Origin of the sequence: Dietzia aerolata (genome assembly GCF_014144865.1) — a bacterium.
Classification (GTDB): domain Bacteria; phylum Actinomycetota; class Actinomycetes; order Mycobacteriales; family Mycobacteriaceae; genus Dietzia; species Dietzia aerolata.
This window is the reverse complement of the sequence record NZ_JAALDM010000275.1, coordinates 1-11,519: the sequence shown is the minus strand read 5'-3', so window position 1 is coordinate 11,519 and position 11,519 is coordinate 1. Positions and strand designations below refer to the sequence as shown.

General features: G+C 67.4%; 10 protein-coding genes and 1 tRNA gene. 6 read left to right on the top strand and 5 right to left on the bottom strand.

Annotated features, from left to right (window positions below; all coding sequences use genetic code 11):
• The 3 genes from G6016_RS14685 to G6016_RS14675 all read left to right on the top strand — a co-directional run.
• Positions 1-324: efflux permease Rv1217c-related protein (locus tag G6016_RS14685; RefSeq protein ID WP_522731194.1), on the top strand; the 324-nt coding region annotated here is incomplete at its 5' end.
• A 65-nt stretch (positions 325-389) separates the two neighbouring features.
• Positions 390-1,235, top strand: a complete 846-nt coding sequence (locus G6016_RS14680; protein WP_182633360.1) for a serine hydrolase — start codon at positions 390-392, stop codon at positions 1,233-1,235.
• A gap of 323 nt (positions 1,236-1,558) precedes the next feature.
• Positions 1,559-2,068 carry a DUF3145 domain-containing protein gene (locus G6016_RS14675; protein ID WP_182633359.1) on the top strand — a complete coding sequence of 170 codons (510 nt, stop codon included), beginning with the start codon at positions 1,559-1,561 and terminating at the stop codon, positions 2,066-2,068.
• Between the two features lie 155 nt (positions 2,069-2,223).
• On the opposite strand, the gene G6016_RS14670 is transcribed toward G6016_RS14675, so the two are convergent.
• The 5 genes from G6016_RS14670 to aceE form a co-directional block, all read right to left on the bottom strand.
• The gene (locus tag G6016_RS14670; protein ID WP_182633358.1) at positions 2,224-3,660 is read right to left on the bottom strand and encodes an acyl-CoA carboxylase subunit beta; all 1,437 of its coding nucleotides are present in this window, start codon (positions 3,658-3,660) and stop codon (positions 2,224-2,226) included.
• 255 nt (positions 3,661-3,915) lie between these two features.
• Positions 3,916-4,167 (bottom strand): meromycolate extension acyl carrier protein AcpM, encoded by a 252-nt coding sequence (acpM, locus tag G6016_RS14665; protein ID WP_182633357.1) that lies wholly within the window; start codon positions 4,165-4,167, stop codon positions 3,916-3,918.
• A 104-nt stretch (positions 4,168-4,271) separates the two neighbouring features.
• Positions 4,272-5,198, bottom strand: a complete 927-nt coding sequence (locus G6016_RS14660; protein ID WP_182633356.1) for an acyltransferase domain-containing protein — start codon at positions 5,196-5,198, stop codon at positions 4,272-4,274.
• A gap of 155 nt (positions 5,199-5,353) precedes the next feature.
• Positions 5,354-6,607: a helix-turn-helix domain-containing protein gene (locus tag G6016_RS17730; RefSeq protein WP_182633355.1), complete on the bottom strand. Its 1,254-nt coding sequence runs from the start codon at positions 6,605-6,607 to the stop codon at positions 5,354-5,356.
• Complete coding sequence (aceE, locus tag G6016_RS14650; protein ID WP_182633354.1) at positions 6,604-9,399, bottom strand: pyruvate dehydrogenase (acetyl-transferring), homodimeric type; 2,796 nt, start codon at positions 9,397-9,399, stop codon at positions 6,604-6,606. The genes G6016_RS17730 and aceE overlap by 4 nt, the downstream gene beginning before the upstream one ends.
• A 307-nt stretch (positions 9,400-9,706) precedes the next feature.
• Here aceE and G6016_RS14645 point away from each other — a divergent pair, with 307 nt between their 5' ends.
• From G6016_RS14645 to G6016_RS14635, 3 genes are all read left to right on the top strand, one after another.
• Positions 9,707-10,141, top strand: a complete 435-nt coding sequence (locus G6016_RS14645; protein ID WP_182633353.1) for a DUF3052 family protein — start codon at positions 9,707-9,709, stop codon at positions 10,139-10,141.
• A 145-nt stretch (positions 10,142-10,286) separates the two neighbouring features.
• Positions 10,287-10,362 (top strand) — tRNA-Val (locus G6016_RS14640).
• 63 nt (positions 10,363-10,425) lie between these two features.
• Entirely contained in the window at positions 10,426-11,298 is an 873-nt protein-coding gene (locus G6016_RS14635) for an MBL fold metallo-hydrolase (protein ID WP_182633352.1), read from the top strand.
• Positions 11,299-11,519: the final 221 nt, after the last annotated feature.

Here is an 11,519-nt window from a genome sequence, read left to right as displayed (position 1 = left end):
TTCGGTTCGATCGCTGCCGCCGGGCTGTGGCAGTTGCCCGCCGTTCTGGTGTTCGCGGCCCTGTCCGTCGGGCTGTTCGGGCTCGCCCCGCGGCTGCAGACCCTGGCGTGGGCGGTGTTCGTCGTCGCCGTCGTCGTCTCCTTCATGGGTCCCACCCTCCAACTCACCGACGCCCAGATGCGCCTGTCCCCGTTCGGCGCGGTGGGCGACGCACCGTCAGGTCCCGTCGACACCACGGGCGTGGTGGTGCTGCTCGCGGTGATCCTCGCGCTCGTGGCCGCGGGACTCGTGGGATTCCGGCGGCGGGACGTGCCGCGCACCTGACAGACTGGCGGTCACCACCGCATTGCACGAACGTCAGGGAGGCACCGATGACGCAGGACCAGCTCGTGAAGGCGCTCGCCACCGTCGAGGACTGGCCGGTGGACAACGTCTCGGCGGCGGTGGTGGGGCCGGACGGCGTGCTGGCCGCACACGGCGACGACGAGCGCGTCTACAGGCTCGCCTCGGTCACCAAGCCGATCGTCGCCCTGGCGGCACTGCTGGCGGTCGAGGAGGAGGCCATCACCCTCGACGACCCGGCGGGACCGGAGGGATCGACGGTACGGCACCTGCTCGCGCACGCCTCGGGCCTGGACTTCGCTGACCGCGACAAGGTCCGGACCGGGCCGGGGGAGCGACGCATCTATTCCTCCGCCGGCTTCGAGGTCCTCGTCGACCACATCGCGGACGCCACCGGTATCGCGTTCACCGACTACCTGGACGAGGCGGTGTGCCAGCCGCTGGGGATGAGCTCCACGACGCTCGAGGGCTCCGCCGGCCACGGCGCCTCCGGCAGCCTGTCCGATCTCGTGGCGTTCACGCGCGAGCTCGTCTCGCCGCGGTTGCTGGCGTCCGAGACGCTCGCCGAGGCCGTGACCGAACAGTTCGTCGGACTCGACGGGCTCGTTCCCGGGTACGGCATGCACAAGCCCTGCGAATGGGGGCTGGGTTTCGAACTGCGCGGGGCCAAGCACCCGCACTGGACCGGTCAGCACAACTCGCCGGCGACGTTCGGGCATTTCGGACAGTCCGGCACGCTGCTGTGGGTCCAGCCGGAGATCGCGACCGGGCTGGTCGTGCTCACCGACCGCGACTTCGGGGACTGGGCCAAGCCGCTCTGGCCGGCGCTGTCCGACCGGGTCGTCGACGCCGTCACCGCGCGGACGAACCACGGGGACGCGCTCGGGGGCTGACCTCCCGGTGGGGGACCGCGCCGCGCGGTTTTTCCGCGCGGATTCGTCGGCACGTCTCGTTCCCGCGGGCGGGTGTTGAAGATCTGGCATTGCAGTAGGGCTGTGCCGTGCTGCCGGTTGACGGCGGACCTCGCGACACGCCGCGGTGCGGACGGATCCGCGGAATCACGGTGCTGTAACTTTGCTGAGAATCCAGAAGTGTCACTGGTGTAAGTCATTCACTTGAGGCACAGTGGTAAACAACAACAACACAAGCAACATCATTCACACGATTTCATGAGGTCGTTGGGGAAGACGTCCCTCAGTGAGTCGGGAGTGAAGTGATGTCTGACCATAACCATTTCGCGGATACGACAACCGGCGTGGTGTTCATCCACGCCGCGCCTACCGCGTTGTGTCCACACGTCGAGTGGGCTCTCGCGAGCATTCTCGACGCGACATCGGCCATGCGCTGGGAAGACCAGCCGGCCCAGCCAGGCGCCCGCAAGGCGATCGTGGACTGGATCGGCCCGGTCGGTACCGGCGCACGCCTGGCCGACGCATTGGCCAAGTGGTCCATGCTGGCCTTCGAGGTCACCGAGGACCCGAGCGACCTCGTCGACGGCGAACGCTTCTCGCACACACCCGAGTTGGGTATGTGGCGCGGGCAGACGGGCGCCAGCGGCGACGTCGTGCTCGGCGAGAACCGCCTGCGGCACCTCATGGCGGGTGGACCCGCGGCGTTCCACGCCGCCGTTGACGCCGAACTGGGTGGCGCCTGGGACCGCGCGCTCGAGCCGCTCCGTGGCCACCCCGTCATGGCCGAGGTCACCTGGCTCTCGCGCGTCGGCTGAGCCGACAGGCGCTACCGCACTCACGACCCCAAACGCCCGCCCCCGGAAAGGACTTTCCGGGGGCGGGCGTTTTCTTGTGACTGCGGCCCGCCCGGGGGACGGGCGGGCAGCGCTGTCGCCCCCGAGCCCAGAGGCCAGGGGGCGACAATCTCAGATCACAGCGGGATGTTCTTGTGCTCGCCGCGGGTGTGCGCAGCGGCGTCCAGCGCCTCGGCGAGACGACGACGGGTGTCGGTGGGCTCGATGACCTCGTCCACCACGCCGATCGACACCGCACGCCCGACGCCACCGGCGATGGCTGCGTGCTCCTCGGCCAGGCGCTCGTGGAGCTCCTCGCGCTCATCCTCGGGCGCGGCGGCCAGGGTGCGCTTGTGCAGGATGCCGACCGCAGCCTTGGCGCCCATCACGGCCACCTCCGCGTCCGGCCACGCGAACACGGCCGAGGCGCCCAGGGCGCGCGAATTCATCGCGATGTAGGCGCCACCGTAGATCTTGCGGGTCACCAGGGTGACTCGCGCGACCGAAGCTTCCGCGAACGCGTGCAGGAGCTTGGCGCCGCGGCGGACGACGCCCTCCCACTCCTGCGAGACACCGGGCAGGTAACCGGGGACATCCACGATCACCACCAGCGGAACACCGAAGGCGTTGCAGAGACGGACGAAGCGCGAGGCCTTTTCGGCCGACTCGGAGTTCAGGCAGCCGCCCAGCCGAAGCGGGTTGTTGGCGATCACGCCGACCGTGCGGCCGGCGATCCGGCCGAATCCGACCACGATGCTGGGGGCCCACTTGGCCTGGAGTTCCTCGAACGTCGTGCTGCCGTCGAGTTCGGAGGAGTCGAGAACGCCGTGTACGAGCGGACGCACGTCGTAGGCGCGCTTGGGGGACTCGGGCAGCAGCCCCGCCAGGTCCGTGTGATCGGACTCGAGCGCGCGCTGGTCGAACTCTCCCTGCGCCGACAGCAGCGTCACGAGGCGACGGGCCCGGTGCAGGGCGTCCCGCTCGTCATCCGCCGCGATGTGGCACACGCCCGACTTGCGGTGGTGCACGTCCTGGCCGCCCAGGCCATCCATGTCGACCTGCTCGCCGGTGACATCACGTACCACGGCGGGGCCGGTGACGAACACCTTTCCGTCCGGAGCCATGATCACGACGTCGGTCAGGGCCGGGCCGTAGGCGGCACCGCCGGCGGCGGGCCCGAGGACGACCGAGATCTGCGGAACGCGACCCGAGGCGCGGACCATGGCCTCAAAGACGGTGCCCACGGCATGCAGCGCCTCGACGCCCTCGGCCAGGCGGGCTCCACCCGAGTGCCATACACCCACGACGGGCAGGTCCTCGTCGATGGCGACGTCGATGGCGCGGACGATGTGGCGGCACCCGTCCAGGCCCATGGCGCCGCCCATGACGGTGGCGTCAGTGGCGTAGGCGATGGTGGCGACGCCGTCGATGAGCCCGCGCGCGGCGAGTGCACCCGAGGCGTCGGGCTCGGTGATGAATTCCAGCGAAGCGGGATCGAAGAGATTCTCAAGTCGGGCGACGGGGTCGCGCGGGTCTATCTCAGTGTTCTGGTTCACGGTGCTGGTGATGGTCATGAGTGCAGTCCTTTCCTTGGCGCATGTCCCGGTGAGGGAGAGTGCGCCTTAAACGGACCCCCGGACTGGCTGGTGGGTGGAGACCTCGGATCGGGACCCCCGTCCCGGTCCGGGTCGTTCTACCCGGTGGCCCGCACGTGGCGGGCCTTGTTGAAGTGGTGTGCCCCGAAGAAGGCGGGGACGCGGGCTCGACGTGGTGCACCGACCGCACCTTTCGGCCCTGAGCGCGTCCCCACATTCCTGCGGAGCCGGATATCAGGCCTGGTCGATCTTCTGGATGTAGTCGACCGCATCCTGCACGGTACGCAACTTCGCGAGGTCCTCGTCGGGGATCTCCACCCCGTAGCGGTCCTCGGTCTGCACGGCGATCTCCACCATGGAGAGCGAATCGATGTCGAGGTCATCGACAAAGGACTTCTCCGGGGTCACCTCGGAGGGTTCAATTCCGGTGACCTCCTCGACGATCTCTGCCAGTCCTGCGATGATCTCGGCCTCGGTGCGTGCCATGTGGTGTCCTTTCGGTTGGGTTGCGACGTGTCGGGTGGACGCGACGAACGACAGGCGCGATTGCCGGCTGGTGCCGACTCCCGCGGGGGGTAGGTGGGTGTGGTCTATGCGCCGCTGAGGGCGGGAACGGAGTCGAGCGTCTGCTCGAGATCCTCGGGGCTGGTGAATCCGTAGCGGGAGACTTCGCGCATCATCCGCTTGGCCAGCCCGACGAGTGCGCCCGAAGGTGGCAGCTCGACGAACGTGTCGACCCCGAGCTTGAGCATGGTCTGCGTGCACAGGTCCCAGCGGACCGGACTCGTGATCTGGGAGACCACTCGATCAAGTGCCTCGCGACCGGTGGGGACCGCAATGCCGTCCGCATTGGACAGCAGGGTCATCTCCGGATCGTTCACCTCGATCGAGGCGGCGAGCTCGCTGACCTCATCCACGGCCGACGCCATGAACTGGGTATGGAACGCGCCGGCCACCTCAAGGCGCCGCAGACGCGCGCGGCTCGGCGGATTCTGCTCCAGGGCATCGCAGGCCTCGAGAGGGCCGGCGGCGACGATCTGTCCCGCACCATTGCGGTTCGCGGGCGTCAGTCCGGCATTCTCCAGGGCTAGGAGCACATCGGCCTCGACTCCGCCGAGAACCGCGATCATTCCGGTGGGCCGGTCCGCGCATGCCCGTGACATCGCGGCACCACGTACGGCGGCGAGGTGCAGAGCATCCGATTCGGAGATGACGCCGGCGATCGCAAGGGCTGCGACCTCGCCAATCGAATGGCCCGCGACGACCGTGTCCGCGGGGATCTGACCGCGGCGACGGAGCTCTGCGGCACCAAGGAGCGCGGAGGCCACGACGAGTGGCTGGGTCACCGCGGTGTCGGTGATGTCCTGCAGGGTCGCTGTGGTGCCCAGCCGCTCGAGGTCGAGTCCACTGGAAGCGGACCACTCATCGATACGGCGGCGGGCGCCGGGAAGCTCGAGCCAGGGGGCGAGCATCCCGGCCTTCTGGGACCCTTGTCCGGGAGCAGTAAGGCAAAGCACGGATATCAGACAACACGTCCAGGACCGGTTCCACTGATGTCCTCCAAGCCAGAAACAGAATCAAGATTTTGTAGAGTTCCTACAAAAGCCAAGCTGACTGGCATGCCATCTGTCGCGAAGTCTGTTTCGTTACACGATGTGACGAGAGTGATTATTTAGGTTTCCTGTGATCCGCCATCGGCGAACTTCCCGAGAACCAGGGCGATTCTGAGCACAAATGCGTCTCTGGCATTGAGTGGGTCGAAGTCAGTGATTTGGCTCACTCTTTTCAAGCGGTAGCGCACGGTATTGGGATGGACATACAACTCGCGGGCACATTTCTCGACGTGCCCGCCGGAGTCGAGATACGCCCGCAGGGTGGTTTCGACCGACTGGTCGGCACCCCGCAGAGGTGTCACCACGCGCTCCACGAGAGTGGTGGCGGCTCCTCGGTCGCCGCCGAGGACCCGCTCGGGCAAGAGGTCGATCGCCGCGACCGGGCGGGGTGCGCCGGGCCACCCGCTGACCGCCGACGCACCCGACAGGGCCTCGGCTGCACTGTCGGGTGCCTCGACCAGGGTTCCCACGGTGTGTCCGTGGACGACGGGGCCATCCGGGGAGAACGCGTCGAGCACGGCCTGCGGTACGACGACGGAGCCCTCGGGTTCGCCGGAGAGGATGACGACGAGGCGCGCACCCTGAACGACGGCCAGAGCGTGGCGGCCGGACGCTATCGCCGCCTTGTGCACCGATGTCACCGAGGCCAGCCCCAGATCATCTCTCGGTGTGCCGATGATGACCGTCGCGGCGGTCGTCGGGTCCCAGTTCAGGGCAGAGGCGCCGGAGGTCAGGTCCGCGTACTGGTCGCCGCGGACGACCGCGTCGACGATCATCGCCTCCATGCGGGTGTCCCAGGCGCCACGGTTCTCGGCGGCCGCCGCGTACACCGATGCCGCGGTGAAGCCCAATTCCCGCCCGAACTTCAGCACGGCGGCGATCATCAATCCACGTTGCCGTTCGTTGTGCGTGATGCGCGGCATCACCAGCTCGAAGTACTCGAGTGTCGAACGGACCAACTGCACGGTCTGCTGCAGGGTCAAACCCTGCCCGAGGCCTTTGGGCAGCAACTTGAATCCGGCGATCGTATCGGTGTGCTGGGCCTCCGGATTGCGCATCCAGGTGACGAAGTCCCGGACCGCGCTCTGGATGATCAACTGGATCTCGGCCCGCTGGTCCGCGGACAACTCGGCGAAGAACGGCAATTCCACCTCGAGTGCACGGACCGCTTCGGTGGACAGCGTTCCCGAATACCGGGTGATGCGCTTGAGGAGCGCGTCCGACACGGGGCGCTGATCCGGCGGCGTGGCGGCCCGCCGCCGGATCGTCTGGTTCTCCTGCGCCCCGGGCGTGGGGTCGGTCGTCTCGGTCACGCCACTCCGGGATCTGTCGTCGGCTCGGGGGCCGCCATCACGTCGTCGATCTGGTAGAGCCGGGCGGCCTCCAGCAGCGTCCGCTTGTCGATGGTGCCCTCACGGGCCAGGCCGGCGAGGACGGCGACGATGATCGACTCGGTGTCGGTGTTGAAGAAGCGACGGGCCGCGGGCCGGGTGTCGGAGAATCCGAAGCCGTCGCAGCCCAGCACGGTGAAGTCGCCGGGCACCCAGGCGCGGATCTGATCCGGCACCGCCTTCTGGAAATCACTCACCGCGACCTTCGGGCCCTGAGAGTCTGCCAGCGCAGCGGTGACAAACGGGACACGCGGCTGCTGATCCGGGTGGCGCAGTTCGTGTCGCTCGCATTCGAACCCGTCCCGCGCGAGTTCGGTCCAGGACGTCGCAGACCACAACTCGGCGGCGACATCCCACTTCTCGGCAAGGATCTTCTGGGCTTCCACCGCCGCGTACATTGCCACACCGGAGGCGAGAATCGACGCCTTGTGCGTGCCGCTCTTGGCCTTGCTGAAGCGGTACAGGCCCCGCAGCAGTGCATCGGCGTCCAGGTCCTCGGGCTCGGCCGGCTGCGGGACGGGCTCGTTGTACAGGGTGATGTAGTACGAGACGTTGCGGTCGATTCCGTCGGTCTCGGTCTCGTGTGCAGCCCCGGGACCGTACATGCGCTCGATGCCGGCACGGATGATGTGCGCGACCTCGTAGCCCCAGGCCGGGTCGTAGGAGATGATCCCCGGGTTGGTGGCGGCCAGCAGAGGGGAGTGGCCGTCCATGTGCTGCAGCCCCTCACCGGTGAGGGTCGTGCGGCCTGCGGTCGCGCCCAGAAGGAACCCGCGGGACAACTGGTCGGAGGCGGCCCAGATGCCGTCGCCGGTGCGCTGGAAGCCGAACATCGAATAGAAGATGTACAGCGGGATCATGGGCTCGCCGTGTGTGGCGTAGGAAGAACCCGCAGCGGTGAACTCCGCCACGGAACCGGCCTCGCTGATCCCCTCATGCATGATCTGGCCGTTCTTGGCCTCTTTGTAGCTCAGCATGAGGTCGTGGTCGACCGACGTGTAGTTCTGCCCGTGCGGGTTGTAGATCTTCAGTGTCGGGAACCACGAGTCCATGCCGAAGGTGCGGGCCTCGTCGGGGATGATCGGGACGAAGCGGTCCTTCAGTCCCTCCTCGCGCATGAGTTCCTTGACGGTCCGCACCAACGCCATCGTCGTGGCCACGGACTGCTTGCCCGATCCCTTGCGAAGTGACTTCAGCTTGTCGAGATCCGGGACATGCAAGGGGGTGAACGTCTGTCGGCGTTCGGGCACGTGCCCGCCGAGTGCCGAGCGACGCTCGAGCATGTAGCGGATCTCGGGCGAATTCGGGCCGGGGTTGTAGTACGGAGGCTGCGTCGGATCCGCCTCGAGTTCCTCATCGGTGATGGGGATCTTCTGCGTGTCGCGGAACTGCTTCAGGTCATCCAGGGTCAGCTTCTTCATCTGGTGGGTCGCGTTGCGGCCCTCGAAGTTCTGACCGAGACCGAACCCCTTGATGGTGTGGGCCAGGATCACCGTCGGCTGCCCGGTGTGCTCCAGGGCGGCCTTGTAGGCGGCGTGGATCTTCCGGTAGTCGTGGCCGCCGCGGCGCAGCGCCCAGATCTCCTCGTCGGTCATGTGCTCGACGAGCTTCGCGGTGCGTGGGTCGCGACCGAAGAAGTGTTCACGGATCCACGCGCCGTCGTTGGCGCGGAACGTCTGGTAGTCACCGTCGGAGACAGAGTTCATCAGGGAGACGAGCGCGCCCTCGGTGTCCTTCTCGAAGAGCTTGTCCCACTCGCGGCCCCAGACCACCTTGATGACGTTCCAGCCGGCACCACTGAAGTAGGACTCGAGCTCCTGCAGGATCTGGCCGTTGCCGCGCACCGGACCGTCGAGTCGCTGCAGGTTGCAGTTGATGACGAACGTGAGGTTGTCCAGGCCGTCGTTGGCCGCGACCTGCAGCGCGCCCCGTGACTCGACCTCGTCCATCTCGCCGTCACCGAGGAATGCCCAGACGTGTTGCTGGGAGGTGTCCGTGATCCCACGGTTGTGCAGGTACCGGTTGAACCGGGCCTGGAAGATCGCGTTGAGGGGGCCCAGCCCCATCGACACAGTGGGGAACTCCCAGAACTCCGGTAGGCACCGCGGGTGCGGGTAGGAGGGCAGTGACCGGCCGGGGTGGCTCTTCTCCTGGCGGAAACCGTCTAGGTCATGCTCGCGCAGTCGGCCCTCGAGGTAGGCGCGGGCGTACATTCCCGGTGAGGCGTGGCCCTGGAAGAAGATGTGGTCGCCTCCCCCCGGATGGTCCTTGCCGCGGAAGAAGTGGTTGTAGCCCACCTCGTAGAGCGGCGCGGCACCCGCGTAGGTCGAAATGTGACCACCAACGCCGATGCCGGGACGCTGGGCCCGGTGCACCATGATCGCGGCGTTCCACCGGATCCAGCGCCGATAGGTGCGCTCCACCGACTCGTCACCGGGGAACTGCGGCTCGAGACTGGTGGGAATCGTGTTGACGTAGTCGGTCGAGGTGAGGGCCGGAAGCGGCACCCGCTGCTTGGAGGCGCGCTCGAGAAGTCGCAGCATCAGATAGCGGGCTCGCTCCGGGCCGGCCTCGGCGAGGAGTCCGTCGAGAGAATCCATCCACTCCTGGGTTTCCTCGGGATCCGTATCCGCGAGGTAGGAGGCAACCCCCTCGCGGAGGACGGGCACGTTGGTGGGTGCGGAGCCATCCCCGGGCCCAGCTTGGGGAGTCATACGATCTCGTCCTCACTTCTGCGGTTCAAAACGTGGTGACCCGGTGGGGTCACCACCCATGTCGTGGTGCAGTGCCCGGCTTCGGCGCACCTCCCGCGGGTGTGGGGCGGTTCGTCGATGTGCCGGGCGTGTGCCGTTAGTCAGGCCACAAATTCGATTGTGCCCCAAAGCGTGACGGGCGACACGTGAGCAGCGTCAGACTCGCAAAATCGGCGGTAGTCGTTTCTTCCGTGACCGCACGCGGGTACTGTTTCAAGTCAGCAAAGAACCGAGAACATCAACCCGGATATGAGGGAGGAACACCACGGTGGTCGCCGCGGCGAACCAGCAGGACGCAGCGGACCAGGTTTCTGGTCAGCTCGAACTGGCGGAGGGCATGCTCGTACAGGAGGTCGGATGGGATTCCGACTGTGACGAGTCGATCAGCGAGGCTATCGAGGACGCCGTCGGATCAGAGTTGCTGGAGGAGGACACCGACGAGGTGGTCGACGCAGTGCTGCTCTGGTGGCGCGCCGGCGATGGTGACCTCGTGGACCGGCTGATGGATGCCGTCACCCCACTGACCGATGACGGTTCCGTGTGGGTCCTCACCCCCAAGACAGGACTGGACGGACACGTTGAACCCGCGGTCATCGCGGAATCCGCCCAGACCGCGGGGATGCTGCAGACCCGTACCGCCGCGCTCGGCGAGTGGGCGGGCAGCCGGCTCACCCTGCGCAAGAACAGCGCGCCTCGGAAGTAAGTACGTTTCCCGGGGCCGGAGAGCGGCCTCGCGCGAGCCCGACACCGGTGCCGACCTGTCGCCCGCGGTGGAGGGGCGGCGATCGGCTGACGGCTCGGGTGCGCTACTCTCACCTGCACCGGTGCGCTCATCGCATCGGTGGAACGCGCGCGTAGCTCAGCGGTTAGAGCTCTGGTTTTACACACCAGCGGTCGGGGGTTCGATTCCCTCCGCGCGCACCACATCCCGCCCTGCGCTGAGGAGTACTGAGCGCTGGTTGTCACGCCCGAGCGGAGGCTTCCCCCGTGAACACCCGACGGATCCGTCTCGGGCCGAACGTCGACCAACTGGTCGGGCCGCACAGCGGCCGCTACCCGGACGGAAACCCGCTGGAGATCCGGGCGGGGGAGAGCGTCGTGCTCCTCGACTCCGCACTCCATCTCGATCCCACGTCGGCTGACCTGCTGGTACTCAGCCATTTCCACGAGGACCACACGGTCGGGGCGGGACGCCGCACCGGACCGGTGATGGTGCACGAGAACGACGCCGACCCGGTCCGCGACTGGGAGCACTTCGTCGCCGAGATGGGCTTCGCCCGCGGCGAGTGGGAAGCAGAAATCATCGAGCAGTTCGACTGGGCTCCGATCCCGGACGTCGAGACCTTCACCGACGACCGGGTGCTCGACCTCGGTGGAGGCGTGACGGCGACGGTCATCCCGATGCCCGGACACACGGCTGGGCACTGTGGGTTCCTCATCGAACCAGATGGAGTGCTTTTTCTGGCCGACGTCGATCTGTCCGGTTTCGGTCCGCTCTACAGTGATCGCAGCGCCGACCTCGGTGACATGCGGCGCACGGTCGAACTCTGCCGACGGATCGAGGCGGACAGCTACGCCGCGTTCCACCACAAGGGGCCGTTCTTCGAGCGGGCCGAGTACCTGGCCGCACTCGAGGGATACGCCTCGATGATCGACGTCCGCGAATCCCGAATTCTCGAGCTGGTCGGCTCCGGGGTGTCGCAGGTCGACGACATGGTGGGCCGAGGAGTCCTCTACCGGCCGGGGGCGCGCCCGATGTTCGGTGACCCCATGGAGCGGGCCGTGTGCGTCAAACATCTCGACGACCTCGTCGAGCGGGGGATAGTCACCGCGTCCGGGGACGATTTCCAGCTCCCATAGGGGACGCACTGCAGGAATAACCGGCGGCAGGGAAACTGGCGGCAGGCGTGGCCCCGAATCAGTTCGGCGGACCCAGCAACACAACGTTGCCGGAGACCTCCCGGGCCGGTCCGGGCAGCGGCACCAGCTGAGGCAGGCGCCCCTGCGTCTCGAACGGGCCGGTCCGACGGTTCCCGCCCCAGGCCCACAGGCCGCCGTCGGGGTCGATCCCGTATGAGGCG